At 42.5% G+C, this 17,251-nt stretch carries 15 protein-coding genes; 8 read left to right on the top strand and 7 right to left on the bottom strand.

Annotated features, from left to right (window positions below):
• Positions 1-32 precede the first annotated feature (32 nt).
• The 6 genes from FFU37_RS18675 to FFU37_RS18650 all read right to left on the bottom strand — a co-directional run bounded on the left by FFU37_RS18675 (position 33) and on the right by FFU37_RS18650 (position 6,980).
• Positions 33-767 (bottom strand): DUF5020 family protein, encoded by a 735-nt coding sequence (locus FFU37_RS18675; RefSeq protein WP_039486644.1) that lies wholly within the window; start codon positions 765-767, stop codon positions 33-35.
• A 29-nt stretch (positions 768-796) separates the two neighbouring features.
• A complete protein-coding gene (locus FFU37_RS18670; protein ID WP_004334596.1) occupies positions 797-2,173 on the bottom strand; it encodes a uracil-xanthine permease family protein in 1,377 nt (458 codons plus the stop codon).
• A gap of 77 nt (positions 2,174-2,250) precedes the next feature.
• Positions 2,251-3,318: a BMP family ABC transporter substrate-binding protein gene (locus FFU37_RS18665; protein ID WP_039486641.1), complete on the bottom strand. Its 1,068-nt coding sequence runs from the start codon at positions 3,316-3,318 to the stop codon at positions 2,251-2,253.
• 72 nt (positions 3,319-3,390) lie between these two features.
• A complete protein-coding gene (locus FFU37_RS18660; RefSeq protein ID WP_024591976.1) occupies positions 3,391-4,317 on the bottom strand; it encodes an ABC transporter permease in 927 nt (308 codons plus the stop codon).
• A gap of 3 nt (positions 4,318-4,320) precedes the next feature.
• Positions 4,321-5,424 (bottom strand): ABC transporter permease, encoded by a 1,104-nt coding sequence (locus FFU37_RS18655; RefSeq protein WP_138490276.1) that lies wholly within the window; start codon positions 5,422-5,424, stop codon positions 4,321-4,323.
• Positions 5,421-6,980 (bottom strand): ABC transporter ATP-binding protein, encoded by a 1,560-nt coding sequence (locus FFU37_RS18650; protein WP_004334583.1) that lies wholly within the window; start codon positions 6,978-6,980, stop codon positions 5,421-5,423. The genes FFU37_RS18655 and FFU37_RS18650 overlap by 4 nt, the downstream gene beginning before the upstream one ends.
• Before the next feature lie 198 nt (positions 6,981-7,178).
• Here FFU37_RS18650 and xdhA point away from each other — a divergent pair, with 198 nt between their 5' ends.
• The 8 genes from xdhA to puuE are packed head-to-tail and all read left to right on the top strand — an operon-like array spanning position 7,179 to position 16,249.
• Positions 7,179-8,678 (top strand): xanthine dehydrogenase small subunit, encoded by a 1,500-nt coding sequence (gene xdhA / locus FFU37_RS18645; protein WP_138490275.1) that lies wholly within the window; start codon positions 7,179-7,181, stop codon positions 8,676-8,678.
• On the top strand, positions 8,665-11,004 hold the full coding sequence (gene xdhB, locus FFU37_RS18640; RefSeq protein WP_138490274.1) for a xanthine dehydrogenase molybdopterin binding subunit: 2,340 nt from the start codon (positions 8,665-8,667) through the stop codon (positions 11,002-11,004). Before xdhA ends, xdhB begins: the two co-directional genes overlap by 14 nt.
• Positions 10,997-11,887 carry a xanthine dehydrogenase accessory protein XdhC gene (xdhC, locus tag FFU37_RS18635; RefSeq protein ID WP_007378417.1) on the top strand — a complete coding sequence of 297 codons (891 nt, stop codon included), beginning with the start codon at positions 10,997-10,999 and terminating at the stop codon, positions 11,885-11,887. The genes xdhB and xdhC overlap by 8 nt, the downstream gene beginning before the upstream one ends.
• Complete coding sequence (uraD, locus tag FFU37_RS18630) at positions 11,884-12,384, top strand: 2-oxo-4-hydroxy-4-carboxy-5-ureidoimidazoline decarboxylase (RefSeq protein ID WP_004334571.1); 501 nt, start codon at positions 11,884-11,886, stop codon at positions 12,382-12,384. The genes xdhC and uraD overlap by 4 nt, the downstream gene beginning before the upstream one ends.
• A complete protein-coding gene (uraH, locus tag FFU37_RS18625) occupies positions 12,381-12,731 on the top strand; it encodes a hydroxyisourate hydrolase (protein WP_033028479.1) in 351 nt (116 codons plus the stop codon). The genes uraD and uraH overlap by 4 nt, the downstream gene beginning before the upstream one ends.
• Positions 12,732-12,733: 2 nt before the next feature.
• Positions 12,734-14,098 carry a guanine deaminase gene (guaD, locus tag FFU37_RS18620; protein ID WP_138490273.1) on the top strand — a complete coding sequence of 455 codons (1,365 nt, stop codon included), beginning with the start codon at positions 12,734-12,736 and terminating at the stop codon, positions 14,096-14,098.
• 5 nt (positions 14,099-14,103) lie between these two features.
• Positions 14,104-15,315 (top strand): urate hydroxylase PuuD, encoded by a 1,212-nt coding sequence (locus FFU37_RS18615; RefSeq protein WP_138490272.1) that lies wholly within the window; start codon positions 14,104-14,106, stop codon positions 15,313-15,315.
• A gap of 1 nt (position 15,316) precedes the next feature.
• Entirely contained in the window at positions 15,317-16,249 is a 933-nt protein-coding gene (gene puuE, locus FFU37_RS18610) for an allantoinase PuuE (protein ID WP_138490271.1), read from the top strand.
• A gap of 81 nt (positions 16,250-16,330) precedes the next feature.
• On the opposite strand, the gene FFU37_RS18605 is transcribed toward puuE, so the two are convergent.
• Positions 16,331-17,020, bottom strand: coding sequence for a response regulator transcription factor (locus tag FFU37_RS18605; RefSeq protein WP_039486603.1), 690 nt, complete (start codon positions 17,018-17,020; stop codon positions 16,331-16,333).
• Positions 17,021-17,251: the final 231 nt, after the last annotated feature.

The raw sequence follows: 17,251 nt of genomic DNA, 5'->3' as shown, positions 1-17,251 counted from the left end.
TAATTATTAATTAAATACCATTCAATTTGCTGTTAAAAATGCCATTTAACTAGTAAGTTTGGATTATGTTCGGTTTGCCCATCTACACCAAATTTATTTTTCCAATAAACATACTCAATACCCACATCAAGACGAGTGGTATCTAAGCCGAGCATAGGGGCAATATTGTATTTAATCTGCGAGGTAAAGTTAAAGCCACCTTCACTTTTACCAAACATTGTGTCGGTGCTATCTACAATATCTAAAAAGCCATCGTATCTAAAGTTACCTTTGTTATAGCCCCACGTGACTGTTATTTGGTTATTATCTTCACGTTGAATACCTATATCATCTTGAAAACGACGATAATAAGCCACATTAAAATATTGAAAGCCAGGTACATCAAGTGATACACCGCCCCCTAATAAATAGTTATTTTGATCCGTATCTCCCGAGCCATACTCTGTTTGTAAGCCTAAAAACACCTCTTTAACAAAGCTATTTTGTGGCTTGTAAAGAGTAGGGTTTATGTTTAGCTCACCGTACACTTCATCGGGATTACTTAATCTATCCATAAAGAAGAACGTACTGCCCCATGTATGTCCCGATGCATGCTCTATAGTAACAACACTTCTATCATCTTCCTCCCCTGAAAACGGCTCTAGGTAGTCGGCTCCTGTCATTGCGGTAATACTAAAATCAGACCAAAGCTCTTTAGCCGATAAACCTGTAGAGCACATTGCAATTGCAGTTACTAATGCTAATTTTTTTATTGTTTTGATTTTCATTGTTAATCCCTTTTATGATTTTTATTAGTTTAGTTAAGATGATCCGTACTTGCTGAGTAATTTTCTGGTAGTACCAACGTCATTATTATTGCGGTGATACCCGACACCGTCACTGCGCTACCAAATATGGCAGTAACTAACTTAGGTGCGTTTGCAAACAACTCCGGTACAAAACTAACACCTAGCCCGAGCCCCAAACTCACCGCAATAATAAGTAAACTTCTGCGATTTATTTTTTCGCTGGCAAGTATTTTGACCCCAGCGGCTGCTACGGTGCCAAACATTACAAGCGTTGCACCGCCCAAAACGGGTTTAGGTATATTTTGTAATACAGCGCCAATCACAGGAAACAAACCAAGGATGATTAAAATACCGCCGATCCACAGGCCTATGTACCTGCTGGCAACACCTGTTAGCTGAATAACCCCGTTGTTTTGACTAAAAGTAGTATTAGGAAAAGTATTAAATAAGGCCGCAATCATCGAGTTAACGCCATCACCTAGAATACCACCGCGTATGCGTGCTAAGTAAGTAGGCCCTCTAACAGGTAACTTAGAAACAGCACAATTGGCAGTAATATCGCCTGTCGATTCAATTGCAGTAATAAGGTATAAAAAGCCAAAGGCTATAAGCGCACCAAAATCTACACTAAAACCGTACTTAAACGGTATTGGCATGGCGATTAAATCAAACTCGCCGACTTCAAATTTGGCTATTCCTAATATAACGGCCAGTATCCAACCTACTATCATGGCTACAACCACGGCTGTTAGCCTTACCCATTGATTTTTACTTGCATTAAGCAGCACCACTAAAGCAACAACCGAAAAACCAACAATTAGGTTACTTGGTGAGGCAAACTCGTCAGGCTTATTAGTTAATAGCCACTGGCCGCCGCCTATGTCGGTCATACCCACTTTTATAAGGTAGACGCCTATAGTGGTAATAACCACGCCGGTAACAACAGGCTTAATTACTTTGCCGAGTTTTTCTATAAAAAAACTAATAAATATCTCTACAAAGGCCGCTAAAAAACACACAGCAAAAATAGTAGCGAGCACTTCATCGTTATTGCCACCCGTAGCTTTAACAGTAAAGCCTGTGGCCAAAATAGTGCCTAAAAAAGCAAAACTGGTGCCTTGCACACATATAAGTCCAGAACCAACAGGCCCTACTCTGCGCGCTTGTATAAACGTACCAACACCCGATACAAACAACGCCATACTAATTAAATATGGTATTTCAGCTGCTAGGCCAAGCACCCCACCAATAATAAGTGTGGGTGTAATAATGCCTACAAAGCTTGCGAGTACGTGCTGTAGTGCAGCAAAAAATGATTCAGTTAGCCCTGGTTTATCATCTACCGCGTAAATTATGTCTTCTGAAATAGCTTCTTGGTTTGACATGGTCAATATCCTTTTAGCGCTTAAACTTGGGCAAGGTATTAACGCCCTGCCCTATTTTAATTCAAATACGTCTGCGTTTATTTAAGCTGCCCTTCTACGCCTTCAACGTAAAAGTCCATGCCGAGTAAGGTTTTATCATCAATAGTCTGCCCAGCTTTTGTAACCAGCTCACCTTGCTGATTTTTTATAGGGCCAGTAAATGGATGAAATTCACCTTTACCAATTTTCTCTGAAATAGCATTTACTTCACTCACTACATCACTTGGAATGTCTTTACTTAGCGGCGCTAAGCGAGTCATCCCTGAGCCTATCCCTTTCCATATATCTTGCGATTGCCATTTATCGTCAAGTACTTGCTGTACGCGATCTGCATAAAATTCATCCCAGTGATGAACCGCTGCCGTTAAATGTGCTTTTTTACCGTATCCGCTCATATCTGAGTGGTAGCCAATAGCGTAAATACCAGCGGCTTGCGCTGCTTGCAATGGTGCAGGCGAATCAGTATGTTGGGTAATAATATCAACGCCTTGATCTATTAGGCTATCGGCAGCTTCGCGCTCTTTACCTGGATCAAACCAGCTATTAACCCACACTACTTTTACTTTTGCATTAGGCTTTACTGAGCGCAAACCAAGCGTAAATGCATTTATACCGCGTATTACCTCCGGAATAGGAAACGCAGCAATATAACCAATACTGTCGGTTTTACTCATGTGCCCTGCAATAACACCTGTTAGGTAGCGTCCTTCGTAAATGCGATCAAAGTAAGTGCTTACGTTTTTTGCGCGTTTATAGCCTGTGGCATGCTCAAACTTTACATTAGGAAATCGTTTAGCCACTTTAAGTGTTGGGTTCATGTAGCCAAACGACGTGGTAAATATTAAATCGTGCCCGCTTTTAGCCAGTTGCGTAATAACACGCTCTGCATCCGCCCCTTCTGGTACGCTTTCGACAAAAGTGGTTTCTATTTTGTCGCCAAACTTTTCTTCAAGGTAGTGGCGGCTAGAGTCATGTGTATAAGTCCAACCGGCCTCACCTATGGGGCTTACATATACAAAGCCAACTTTTACGCTATCTTTTGCAATAGCAGATGCGCTTATGCCTAAGCTCAATGCAACCCCGAGTGCTGTTATAAGTTTTTTCATTGTTATTCTCCGTGTTATATTTTTAATATCCTGTTGAAGCAGGTGATTTGCCTTATTGATTTTGTAATTAATTTAATGACCCTTGTGCCAAGGTTTACCTAGCCACATGGGTTCGTACATTTTTAATTTTTGTTTATTTTTACTGAGCATAATCAGTACTATAAGCGTTGCACCATAAGGCAACATGGCTAATAAGTTAGACTCCACAGCCCACCCAAAAGCCTGTGCCACTAAGTGCATAATGCTGGCAAAGCCAAATAAATAAGCGCCAAGCATTACGCGCTCAATACGCCAGCTTGCAAACACCACTAAAGCAAGAGCTATCCAACCTCGCCCTGCCGTCATGTTTTGAGTCCAAAGTGGTGTATAAGCCAACGACAAGTATGCGCCCGCAATGCCAGCCAGTGCGCCGCCAAACATAACGGCTAAATAACGAGTACGCATTACAGGTAATCCTAAGTTATTACCCACACTTGGGTTTTCGCCAATAGCTCGTACTGCAAGCCCTGCTCTGTGGTATTTAAAAAACAAATACGCACCAAGCACTAAACCCCAACTTAAATACACAATGGCGTCTTGCGAAAATAGCGCTTTGCCTAAAACTGGAATATGCTCAAACCCTGCAATTGCTAAAGTAGGTAACGCGTTAATGGTTTTTCCCTCATAGTCGGCACCTAAAAATGCCGAAAGGCCTGTACCAAAAATAGTCAGCGCCAAACCTGCCGCTACTTGGCTAGCATTTAAATTAAGCGCTACAAAAGCGAAAATAAGTGAGGCCATAACACCAACCAAAGCTGCTACCGTAAAACCAATAAATAGGTTGTCGCATTGGTACATGGTTATAAACCCTGCCACCGCGCCTAAGAGCATCATGCCTTCTTGCCCTAAATTTAAGGTGCCGCTTTTTTCGCATACCATTTCACCCAGCGCCACCAGCAATAAGGGGGTGCCTGTACGAATAGTGGCGTATAAAATATTAGTAATTACATCTAATTCCATGATTTAAGACTCCTGTGCAATATGTATTGGCTGCGCTTTTTGTTGTTTAAATGGCAGCGAAAATCTAAGGCGATAAGTAATAAGCACATCGCACGAGAGTAAATAAAACAGCATTAACCCCTGAAAAATACCGGTTATAGCGTTAGGTAATCCCATGTTAATTTGCGCAAGTTCACCTCCCATATAAATAAGCCCCATTAATAAGCCCGCAAACGTAATTCCTACTGGGTGGAGTCGCCCTAAAAAAGCAACAATAATGGCGGCATAGCCATAACCGGGTGATATTTGCGGAACTAGCTGCCCAATAGGCCCAGCTACTTCGCCCGCTCCAGCAAGCCCCGCCAAGCCCCCGCTAATAACTAGCACTCCGGCAATTAATAATGCTCGTTTGTAACCCGCCATTTTGGCCGCGGATGCATCAAGCCCAAGTACTTGTATTTGAAAGCCTATAAAGGTTTTACTAATAAAAACCCATGTGGCGCATAGCGCTAATAACGCAAACGCCAGGCCTAAGTGCAATCGAGTACCGTCGAATAAAATAGGTAATAGCGTGCTATCGCCAAACAATGCACTTTCAGGAAAGTTATAACCGTGAGGATCTTTGAGTGGCCCATGAACAGCCCACAGCAATACATTTACTGCTATGTAGTTGAGCATTATGGTGACTAAAATTTCATTGGTGTTTAAACGCAGCTTCATAAAAGCAGCAAGCCCCGCCCACAACATGCCACCAGCAATACCAGCGAATAATGTAAGTGGCATTGCAAAAGCACTTGTTGAGTCAACAAAGTTAACGGCTACAGCACTTGCACATACACCACCAATAAGCAGTTGCCCTTCTGCGCCTATATTCCAAACCGATGCTCTATAACAAAGCGCTAAGCCATAGGCGCATAGCAAAATAGGAATGGTCATTACAAGTAGCTCAGTTACACCATACCAATCGGCAACAGGTGCTATAAGCAATGTATACAGGGCATTTAAAGGATCATGCCCTAATAAGGCAAACACCACGTAACCGGTTATTAATGTGAGTAAAATAGCTAAAACAGGAGAGAGATAACTCCAAGCCGGTGAGCGTTCAACACGTGGTTCTAACTTAATCATGCGAGTGCCCCTTGTGGTGTGTGTACTTTAGGCTGGTTATTAAAAACATCGCTAAAGTCGCCAGCCATCCACTGCCCTAACTGCACAAGCGGTACGGTATCGGTATTTAAAATAGGAGACAGTTTGCCATCACAAATCGCGCCAATACGGTCGCAAATTTTATAAAGTTCGTCTAAATCTTCTGAAATAACGAGTACCGCACACCCTTCGTCGCGAAGCTTTAAAATAGCTTCATGTATCGCCACTTGTGCGCCTATATCTACACCCCAAGTAGGGTGCGACATAACGAGTAGTTTTGGGCTTTGCTCTACCTCGCGACCAATAATAAATTTTTGTAAATTACCACCTGAAAGGCTAGCTGCATGAGTGCGAAAACTTGGTGTTTTAACCTTGTATTTTGTAATGATTTTATTAGCAAGCTCAGTAATTTTTTGTTTTACTAAAAAGCCATTTTTAACTAGTCCACTATCAAAACTAGTAAGCAGTGCATTTTGTGCTAAATCCATAGTGGGCACGGCTCCTCGCCCAAGCCTATCCTCTGGCACACATGCAAGCCCAAGGCGGCGCCTTTTTAGCGGGCACAGTGCATCAACTACGGTATTTTTAAATTTAATGGCGCTACTACTAGCTTGAATCTGCTCCCCCGAAAGCACTTTTAATAACTCTTCTTGTCCGTTGCCAGCAACACCCGCAATCCCCACTATTTCGCCTTGCTGTACTGCAAAGTTAATGTTTTTAAGGGGTGTTTCAAATAACGCTTGTGCGGCGGTGGTTAGATTATTAACGGTTAAAAAATCCGCAGTACCCAAAGCTCTGCGAGTTTGGTTACTAATTGGCGTGTTGTCGCCTACCATCAGCCTAGCAATTGACTCACTAGTTTCGTTTTTAGGAATACAATGCCCGCTTACTTTCCCGCCTCTCAAAATGGTAGCACTGTCACATAGCTCAATCACTTCGTGCAGTTTATGGCTAATAAACAGCACAGAGCAGCCTTCTTTTTTAAGTGACTTTAGGGTTTTAAATAATGCATCGACTTCTTGTGGAGTCAGTACTGAAGTGGGTTCGTCTAAAATAAGTAACTGAATATCTAATAATAAGCATCTAACAATTTCTACTCGTTGGCGCTCGCCAGTTGAAAGTGTTGATACCAGTCTATGAGGGTCTAATGGCATACCATAACGTGTTGATGTTTTCGTAATTCGACCCGCAAGCGTGCTGCTATGCCCTGCTAAATCACCTAACGCTAGTTCAATATTTTGGGCGACCGTAAGTGTTTCAAATAACGAAAAGTGCTGAAACACCATTCCAATGCCTAAATCACGCGCATCAGCAGGCTCTTTTATATTCATTATACGGCCGTTGAAAAACATGTCCCCTTGGTCAGGTTTAACCACACCATAAAGCATTTTCATTAATGTGCTTTTACCTGCACCGTTTTCACCTAATAAGGCATGCACTTCACCATGCTTAATTTTTAAGGTTACGTCATTATTGGCTATACATCCGGGATACTGCTTTGTCATTCCCTGCATAGTAAGGCGGTATTTATTATTCATTATTAGGGCCTATTTGTACTTAATGAGCAATTTAACCTACTCAAAACATCAACTGACCAACCGGTCAACAATGGCATGGTAACTGCAATATACTTACCAAGATGAAAAAGTATTTTTCTTACCCGTGCGCAAACAACAAGAAAAAACATACGCCAAGCCTTTATGTATCAGGGCTTTATAAAAATTAAGGGGGTCTGTGTGATTCAATTTTTATTAAATAACACGCCAATTGAAGTACAAGAATGTTCGCCAAGTCTCACCATTTTGGACTGGCTACGCACCAAAAAAGGGAAAGTGGGCACCAAAGAAGGGTGTGCAACTGGCGACTGTGGCGCGTGCACAATTTTAGTGGGTGAAGAGCGTATAAATGCAAACGGGCAAACTAGTTGGCAATACAAAACAATGAACAGCTGTTTATTGTTATTAGGTAATGCGCATGCAAAACATATAGTAACGGTAGAGGCTGTGACTACTGGCTTATACCCAAACTTAACCGATTTACATCCCGTACAACGTGCACTGGTAGAGTGCCATGGTTCGCAGTGTGGTTTTTGTACGCCTGGTATAATAATGAGCTTGTTGGCTCTTTATATTAATGAGCCAACGTACCCTGGTAAAAAAGCGGTTATTCATGCACTTGGCGGTAACTTATGCCGTTGTACAGGTTATAGCCCTATATTACTTGCAGCCGAAAAAGCCTATAGCTATGAGCGTAAAGCTGAACCTTACTCAGCAATGGCCGCTCAATTTAAAGCATCACTTAATACACAATATGATGACGATATTCCATTTTTAAAAAATGGTCCTCGTAAATTTTACTTACCACAAACTGCCCAACAACTTGTTGAGCTAAAAGCGCTTTATCCTTATGCACATTTAGTTGCTGGTGGCACCGACTTTGCCATTGAGCTTAGCCAAAACATGCTCTTACCGGATGTAATTATCTCCCTTAGCCAAGTAAAGGATCTTTGCACCTTGGCAGATAATAACGGTGAGTTACACATAGGTGCAGCGCTACCTTATAGCCAATTTGTTGAGGCATTTTATAACCATTACCCAGAGTCAAAAGAGCTATTTGAACGCTTAGGATCAAGCCAAGTACGTAACAGCGGCACACTAGGTGGCAGCATAGGGAATGCCTCTCCGATTGGCGATCCCGCTCCACTTTTAATCGCTCTTAATGCATCAATGGATTTATTAAGCAGCGCTGGTACGCGCACTATTAAAGCTGCCGACTACTTTATTGATTATAAAAAAACAGTTCTTAAAAGCGATGAAGTAATAAGTAAATTCACAATTCCAAAGCGCCCAGAGTCACTAAAACTGGCGTGTCATAAAATATCAAAACGCTTTGAAGACGATATATCTACCGTGTGTTTGGTGCTTGCTATAGAGCATTCACAAAACATGATTACTCAAGCCCGCTGCGCTATGGGCGGTATGGCAGCTATTCCTAAACGCGCACATCATATTGAGCAAAAGCTGATATCTCAATCATTACAAGTAAGTAGTTTTATAGACGCAGCAACGGCTATTAATAATGACTTTACGCCTATGAGCGATGTAAGAAGCAGTGCGCATTATCGCACCACGGTAAGCAAAAACTTATTACAACGCATTGGTATTGAGTTTTGTGAGCCACAAGCACGCAACAATAACAACATTGCCATTACGAGGATCTCACATGCGTCACTTTGAAATGGATAAACTAAAAGCGCAAGGTGGTAGCGTTGGGCAATCTAAATATCACGAAAGCGCTATTAAACAAGTTTGTGGCAGTGCAAATTTTGCCGACGATAACCCTGAGCCATACGGTTGCCTGCATGCTTACCCAGTGCTCGCCCCTGTTACAAGCGGCTTTATTAAATCAATAGATACCAGTCTCGCACTGGCAGTTGAAGGCGTTAAACGTATTTTATCGGCCGAAGATGTACCGGGTAAATTAGATATTGGCCCAGTATTTCCTGGTGACGTATTACTCACTAACCATGAAATTCAATATCACGGACAACCTGTGCTGGTAGTAGTTGCCGACACCTATGAAATAGCGCGCCGCGCGGCACGTTTAGTGGTTATAGAGTGCGAGCAAACCACACCCATACTTGATATTAAAGAAGCAATTAGCAAAGAGCATTGGGTAAGGCCGCCCCATTCACTTAACCGTGGTAACAGCGAACAAGCCATTAATAACGCAGCCCACCAGCTTAAAGGCGAAATAAACATAGGCGGGCAAGAACACTTTTACCTTGAGGGCCAAATAGCGCTGGCGCAACCTGATAACGACGGGGGCATTCATGTTCAATGCTCTACGCAACACCCTACTGAGGTGCAGCACTTAGTTGCTAAAATTTTAAAAAAGCCATTTAGCTTTGTAAACGTAGAAACCCGCCGTATGGGCGGTGCTTTTGGCGGAAAAGAAACCCAAGGCGCACCATGGGCATGCCTTGCAGCTCTTGCGGTTTACCACCTTGGCTGCGCAGTAAAAATGCGCCTAGCCCGTAGCGACGATTTTAAATTAACCGGTAAGCGCCACCCGTTTTATAATCACTATCATGTTGGTTTTGACGAAAATGGTTTAATAGAAGGTGCCGACATTACCGTAAACGGATTTTGTGGCTACTCCCCAGATTTATCAGATGCAATTGTAGACCGCGCCATGTTTCATGTCGATAACGCCTACTACTACCCAGCCGCCACAATTAAGGGTAATCGCTGTAAAGTAAATACCGTAAGCCATACCGCATTTAGAGGATTTGGTGGCCCGCAAGGCATGATTATGGGCGAGCTAATAATGGACGATATAGCCGCCAAATTAGGTAAAGATCCGCTTGAGATCCGAAAACTCAATTTATACAAAAAAGGCCGCGATACCACGCCGTACCATCAAACCGTAGAGCAACATATTTTAATAGATATGATTGCTCAGCTTGAGGAGTCGGGTGACTACTGGGCACGTAAAGAGGCTATTAAAGCATTTAACGTATCGTCACCTATTATCAAAAAAGGCCTTGCGATGACGCCGGTTAAATACGGTATTTCGTTTACGGTACAACATTTAAACCAAGCTGGTGCATTAGTACATGTATATAGCGATGGCTCTATACATTTAAACCACGGCGGCACCGAAATGGGCCAAGGGCTAAACACCAAAATTGCGCAAATTGTGGCCCATGGCTTTGGGGTCGATTTTAACGCGGTAAGTATTAGTGCTACGCGTACCGACAAAGTGCCAAACACTTCACCAACAGCGGCCTCAAGCGGTACCGACTTAAACGGTATGGCGGCGCTAAATGCAGTAAACACAATAAAAGAGCGCTTAATTGATTTTATTACCGAGCACTTTGAAGTAGACAGCAACACTGTTGTATTTAAAGATAACCTCATTACTTTTAGTAAAGGGGAAATTAGCTTTAGCGAACTTGCAAATCTTGCTTACATGAATCGTATATCGCTTTCATCTACCGGTTATTACGCCACACCCAAAATTCATTACGACAGAGCCAAAGGCGAAGGCCGCCCATTTTTTTACTACGCACACGGCGTTGCACTGAGTGAAGTAGAAGTAGATACGCTTACGGGCGAAAACACGGTAACTCGCGTTGATATACTGCATGATGTAGGCAGCTCAATTAACCCAGCTCTTGATATAGGCCAAATTGAAGGCGCCTTTGTACAAGGTATGGGCTGGCTAACAACCGAAGACTTACAATGGAATGATAAAGGCCAGCTTGCAAGCTTTGGCCCAGCCAACTACAAAATACCAGCCATTGGCGATACCCCTGCCGAATTTAACGTCAATCTTTATAACTCAGCAAATCCAGAAACCACCGTGTTTAGATCAAAAGCCGTAGGCGAGCCGCCATTTATGCTGGCCTTTAGTGTATGGAGCGCCATTCGTAATGCAATAAGTAGTGTGGCTGATTATAAATACACCGCCCCACTGGATACACCCGCAACCCCAGAGCGAGTATTGAGTGCAATTGAGCAAACCGCTAGCTGGTTTAAGGAGCATCAACATGACTAATTTAAATGAGTCGTTTCAGGGTTTTCATACGCAAAATTGGGCGCAGGCTATAAACGAGCACGAACAAAGCGGCACTAACTATGTAATTGCCACGGTACTTGGCACCAATGGCTCAACCCCACGCGGCACAGGCTCTAAAATGGTAATAAGCGGCGAGCATATTTACGACACCCTTGGCGGTGGCCATCTTGAGTACGTAGTAATAGAAAAAGCCCGCGAACTACTTGCCAAAGGCGAAGCCGCCCAAGTAATTGAGCAATTTAACCTAGGTGCAAATTTAGGCCAGTGCTGCGGCGGAGCTGCCACCGTTATGCTTGAATGCATGCAATGCGAGCGCTTTACCCTCGACATTTATGGCGCAGGCCATGTAGCACAAGCGCTTATTGGTATATTGGCACAGCTGCCTATGCGCATACGCTGGATAGATAGCCGCGCAGATGTATTCCCACAGACTATTCCAAATAACGTAGTAAAAGTGGTTGATGAAGAGCCCACAGAACAAGTAAAGCGTGCACCTAAGTCTAACAACTACTTAATATTGACCCATAACCACCAGCTCGACTTTGCACTCACCCAAGCCATTATTAAACGCGCTGATGCCAATTGGCTGGGCGTTATTGGCTCTGACACTAAAGCAAAACGTTTTAAACAACGCCTAGCACATCGCGATTTTACAGCCGCTCAAATACAACAAATGACCTGCCCTGTTGGGCTTAAAAATATTACGGGCAAATTACCAATGGAAGTGGCTATTTCGATTAGTGGACAGCTAATTGGCCTTTATCAGGCTATGCAAACCCAAGCGCCAAAACGCCAAGGCTTGCAATGGCGCACACTAAAAAATGCCTTAATTAGCACCACGCAGGAGGAAGTAGACGCATGAGCAGTTTACAAATAAATACGCTAAATGATGCACAAGCAAAACAAGCACTTGAGCATTGCTGCGCGGCCCCTAACTGGGTAGCGGGCATGATAAAAGCAATGCCATTTAAAAGTGCTCAACAGCTGTTTGAATGCGCACAAAGCATATGGGATAGCCTTGGCGAGAGCGACTATTTAGCTGCCTTTGAAGGCCACCCGCAAATAGGCGACTTATCAACCCTTAGCAAAAAATACGCTGCTACCGCACAAAAAGCGGGGCATGAGCAATCAGGTATGAGCAAAGCAAACGAGGCCGTACTTACCAAAATGATTGCCCTTAATAAAGAGTACCTTAGCAAGTTTGGCTTTATTTTTATTGTGTGCGCCACCGGTAAAACGGCCGAACAAATGCTCGAACTCATAGAGCAGCGCATACACAACACCCGCAGTACAGAGCTAAATATAGCCGCGGGCGAACAAGCCAAAATAACAAAAATAAGATTGGAGTCACTGCTATGAATAAAAGTATGAACAAAAGCCCTATTACCACCCATATACTTGATACCAGCACCGGAAAACCTGCGGCAAACGTTGCTGTTAAGCTATTTAAACTTACAAATAACGAATGGGTACAACTAACCCAAGGCACAACCGATACCGATGGGCGAATTACCGACTGGCTAAATACAGAAGTAGAATTTGCAACCTATAAGCTAGTATTTGATTTAGATAGCTACTACCAAAACCAACCTACCCCTGCGTTTTACCCAGAGGCGCAAATAACGTTTAGATTACAAGATACTAAACATCACCATATCCCATTGTTGCTTAGCCCGTTTGGCTACTCTACATACAGAGGTAGCTAACTATGAGCACACAAAACAATAATAACTTAACAGTAGTTTGTGCCGATATACTCGACTTTGTTGACGACCCTGCCATTACTGGCGAAAACGCCCATCGTTTTTTTGAAAAGGGCGCATTAGTTATCAAGCACGGCAAAGTAGTTAAACTTGGCTACGAGCACGACATACTGCCAACAATTGATAAATCAGCGCGTGTTATCCGCCACGATGGCAAACTCGTTATGCCTGGTATGATTGACACACACATACATTTGCCGCAAACCGAAATGGTAGGCGCGTATGGCGAGCAACTGCTAAGTTGGCTCACCGAATACGCGTTTCCGACAGAGAAAAAGTTTACATGTAAGCATTATTCAAAAGAGATCTCTAATCGCTTTTTAGACGAGCTACTGCGCAATGGCACAACCACTGCTCTTGTATTTGGCACTGTGCACCCGCAATCGGTTGATGCGTTTTTTAAAGAATCACAAAAACGCAATTTACGCATGATTGCCGGTAAAGTAATGATGGATCGTAACTGCCCTGACGACTTATCTGATTGCGCGCAAACAAGTTATGACGAATCTAAAGCCCTCATCGAAAAATGGCACAATGTTGATAGGTTAAGCTACGCAGTTACACCACGCTTTGCTCCTACATCAACCCCAGAGCAACTTCAAAAATGTACTCAGTTGCTTGAAGAATACCCAGACACCTACCTGCATACACACCTATCGGAAAACAAAGACGAGTGCGAATGGGTAAAAGGGCTATTTCCAGAAGCTGAAGATTACCTTGGCGTGTACGAGCAAGCAAAAATGGTACGTAAACGCTCGGTATTTGCCCATAGCATTCATTTATCTGAGCGCGAGCTATGCTGCCTTGCAGATAACAATGCGGCAATATCGCACTGCCCTACCTCAAACCTATTTTTAGGATCAGGACTTTTAAATTTAAAAGCCTGTGAAGAGCACGGCATAAACGTAGGCATGGGTACCGATGTAGGCGCAGGAACAAGCTTTTCTATGCTACAAACAGGTAACGAAGCTTATAAAATTCAGCAATTACAAGGTCAAAAGTTTTCAGCATTTAAAGGGCTGTATTTAGCAACTCTCGGCGGTGCTAGAGCGCTCGATTTAGAAGGAACAATTGGTAATTTTAAAGCCGGTTGTGAAGCCGATTTTATTGTAATGGATTGTTCAGCAACCCCATTTTTAAAATTTAGAATACAACATGCCAAAACCCTGCATGAAAAACTATTTGCAATGATGATGTTAGGCGACGACCGCTGCGTTGAGCAAACCTACATTATGGGTAAAAGCGTGTATAAGCGCGATGATAACAATCAATTTTCAGACACCCGCTCACCGGTATTAGAAGAGGCTTAACCGTTATGGAAAACTATTTATTTGAGCTTGCTCATTTAGTACTGCGTTATTTTCATGTTATTGCTGGTATAGCATGGATTGGCGCTTCATTTTATTTTGCATGGCTTGATAACAACCTACAAACACCACCGCAGTGGAAAATAGATAAAGGCATAAAAGGCGATCTATGGGCCGTGCATGGTGGTGGCTTTTACGAAGTGGCTAAGTATCAAAATGGCCCTGAACAAATGCCTCATACTCTGCATTGGTTTAAGTGGGAAGCCTACACAACGTGGATCACCGGTATATTACTATTTAGCTTACTTTATTATGTTGGCGCCGATGTGTATTTAATTGATAACAGCAAAAGTGAGCTAAGTAAATTTGCAGCTATTGGCGCATCCCTTGGTTTTATTGGCTTAGGCTATGGTGTTTATCGTTTATTGTGTAAAAGCCCACTGGTTGAAAACGGCAAAGTGTTTATTGCTGTAGTTATTGGTTTATTAGCTCTGTGGACTTTTGGGGTTGATCAATTATTTAGCGACCGCGCTGTGTATATTCATGTAGGTGCACTTATTGGCACGTGTATGGTGGGTAATGTGTATCACATTATTATGCCAGGGCAGCGCTACATGGTAAGTGAAGTAGAAGCGGGTAGAATCCCTGATTCAGCGCCAGGTTTAAAGGCAAAGCTGTGTTCTATTCATAATAACTACGCCACATTACCTGTAGTATTTATAATGCTTAGCAATCACTTTCCTTACACGTATAGCCACAACTTTGGCTGGCTTATTTTAATTGCGTTGTTTGGTATTGGTATGTGGATACGCCACTACTTTAACTTAAAACATCAAGGCGTTAATAAGCCCTCAGTACTTGTAAGCGGTATTGCAGCATTTTTTGCTCTTATGCTCGCCATAGCCCCTTGGCCCAGTACACCAACAAATGCAGGCGAAAGCGCGCCTTTACAAGCAAGTATTACCGACGCACAAGCGTGGAATATAATCAGCAAACACTGTACTGGGTGTCACAGCGAAACACCTACCTCTGCGCTTTTTCAAACAGCGCCGCTAGGCTTTAAGCTCGACTCTATCAGTGATGTAAAAAAAGCCAGTACGCTTATTCATACCCGCGCGGTTATAACCAAAGATATGCCACTGGCTAATATGACCAAAATGACTGACAAAGAGCGCGAAACGCTCGGCGCTTGGCTCACAGCACTTAAAAAGGAGCAATAAAATGAGCGAGCAATTTAAAAACTACCCGCGCGATTTAATTGGTTATGGTCCAGATGTACCCCATGCAAACTGGCCTAATAAAGCCCGCATTGCCGTGCAAGTAGTATTAAATTACGAAGAAGGCGGCGAAAACTGTGTATTACATGGTGATGCAGCGGCCGAAACGTTTTTATCAGAAATAGTCAGTGCCCCGCATGTTGAAGACCGCCATATAAGCATGGAGTCTATTTACGAATATGGCTCACGCGCTGGCGTGTGGAGGCTACTGCGTTTATTTAAAAAATACGATATACCGGTCACCATTTTTGCAGTGGCGATGGCCCTTGAGCGCCACCCCGATGTAGCTAAAGCCTTTGTTGAAGCAGGGCACGAGATTGCAAGCCATGGCCTGCGCTGGATTAATTATCAAAATATAGATAAGCAAACCGAACGCGAGCATATGCAACAAGCCATTGATGTCATTAAAAAGCTCACAGGTAAAAAGCCCAAAGGCTGGTATACCGGCCGAACTAGCCCAAATACCGCAGCACTTGTAGTTGAAAATGGTAATTTTTTATATGATGCCGACGATTACAGCGACGACCTACCTTTTTACAGTATTAAAGAAGGTAAGCCACAGCTTATTGTGCCCTACACGCTTGATGTAAACGACATGCGCTTTGCTGCCGTGCAGGGTTTTAACGCAGGCGATCAGTTTTATAATTATTTAAAAGATGCCTTTGATACGCTATACGAGGAAGGCGATCCAGAAGGTGAAAACACCCCAAAAATGATGTCGATAGGTTTGCATTGTCGCTTAATTGGCAGACCAGGAAGAATAAAAGCATTAGCACGGTTTTTAGAATATGCTCGCTCGCATGATCAGGTTTGGTTTGCCACACGTGAGCAAATAGCCGAGCACTGGCTTAAAACACATCCGTATAAAAAAGCATAGTTTATATTTTTTAAAACATAAAAAAGCCCAGCAATGCTGGGCTTAAAGTCACTTTAGGAGTAGTGAAATTTATTCAAAAAACTATTTCCCCATTGGCAGCAAAACAGATATGTAGCGCTGCGCCCAATTAGCAAGCTCCACCCTGTTGCGTGAGTTAGTTTTTTTAAACGCACTGTACAAATGTGTTTTTACAGTGTGGTCGCTAATGCTAAGTTTATCAGCGATTGTATTGTTACTCGCACCCTGTGCAATTAAATGAATAACAGACTTTTCCCGCTTTGTTAAATGCTCGTAATAGTCCTGCTTTAATTCAATGTCGCCGTGTAGGTTATTAAATGACGTTGCCACGGCTAAAATGTCGTTAAAAGCTTTTGAAATTACTTTACGCGTAAACCAAAGCTCGCCAGTATCAACACGAATTAACCCTTTAAAAATATCTTCTGGCGCATCTGATTTATAAAAAACACCATTAAAATGGTTAAGCAATAAGTTTTGCTCGCACACATCTTCTTTATCAACATTAAAGATAACAACGCTATAGTGTTTAGCTAAACAAATAAGGTCTGCGGGAATGAGATCTTGCCATTTACTTTTAGCACCATCTATTAAAAATAAATCATAATTTGCACGCAACTCTATTTTAGGCAAAACATCATCCATTTTAATATCACCAAACAGGGCTTGTAGTGTCCTTAAAATAGTGGCGTAGTTATGTAAATGAAAAGAGGATTGAAATGTTGTTTTTACGAATACCGAGTTTTTATGGGGCATAAATTTCGTCCTTGAAACATTTACACTACATTACCTAAACCAAATACAACTTACAATGAGATTTTGGTATTAAAATAAAGTTATCGCTTCTCACCCTAAAACAGATAAAAACCTATTAAATCAATATATAACCTACATTGCCTTTGTTTTTACAATTGCTTTTGTAAGATAAATAACAGATCGGATTAGTAGTTTAGTAATTCTTAAAACCTTAAATATACATTGTCGTAA

Origin of the sequence: Pseudoalteromonas distincta (assembly GCF_005877035.1) — a bacterium.
In the GTDB taxonomy this organism is placed as follows: Bacteria; Pseudomonadota; Gammaproteobacteria; order Enterobacterales; family Alteromonadaceae; genus Pseudoalteromonas; species Pseudoalteromonas distincta.
The sequence above is the reverse complement of the archived record's forward strand: the minus strand, read 5'-3'. Positions and strand labels throughout refer to the sequence as shown.

Coding starts and splice junctions, on each gene's coding strand:
- FFU37_RS18675 (WP_039486644.1), bottom strand. CDS start 767: ATGAAAATCAAAACAATAAAAAAATTAGCATTAGTAACTGCAATTGCA.
- FFU37_RS18670 (WP_004334596.1), bottom strand. CDS start 2,173: ATGTCAAACCAAGAAGCTATTTCAGAAGACATAATTTACGCGGTAGAT.
- FFU37_RS18665 (WP_039486641.1), bottom strand. CDS start 3,318: ATGAAAAAACTTATAACAGCACTCGGGGTTGCATTGAGCTTAGGCATA.
- FFU37_RS18660 (WP_024591976.1), bottom strand. CDS start 4,317: ATGGAATTAGATGTAATTACTAATATTTTATACGCCACTATTCGTACA.
- FFU37_RS18655 (WP_138490276.1), bottom strand. CDS start 5,424: ATGATTAAGTTAGAACCACGTGTTGAACGCTCACCGGCTTGGAGTTAT.
- FFU37_RS18650 (WP_004334583.1), bottom strand. CDS start 6,980: ATGAATAATAAATACCGCCTTACTATGCAGGGAATGACAAAGCAGTAT.
- xdhB (WP_138490274.1), top strand. CDS start 8,665: ATGCGTCACTTTGAAATGGATAAACTAAAAGCGCAAGGTGGTAGCGTT.
- xdhC (WP_007378417.1), top strand. CDS start 10,997: ATGACTAATTTAAATGAGTCGTTTCAGGGTTTTCATACGCAAAATTGG.
- uraD (WP_004334571.1), top strand. CDS start 11,884: ATGAGCAGTTTACAAATAAATACGCTAAATGATGCACAAGCAAAACAA.
- uraH (WP_033028479.1), top strand. CDS start 12,381: ATGAATAAAAGTATGAACAAAAGCCCTATTACCACCCATATACTTGAT.
- guaD (WP_138490273.1), top strand. CDS start 12,734: ATGAGCACACAAAACAATAATAACTTAACAGTAGTTTGTGCCGATATA.
- FFU37_RS18615 (WP_138490272.1), top strand. CDS start 14,104: ATGGAAAACTATTTATTTGAGCTTGCTCATTTAGTACTGCGTTATTTT.
- puuE (WP_138490271.1), top strand. CDS start 15,317: ATGAGCGAGCAATTTAAAAACTACCCGCGCGATTTAATTGGTTATGGT.
- FFU37_RS18605 (WP_039486603.1), bottom strand. CDS start 17,020: ATGCCCCATAAAAACTCGGTATTCGTAAAAACAACATTTCAATCCTCT.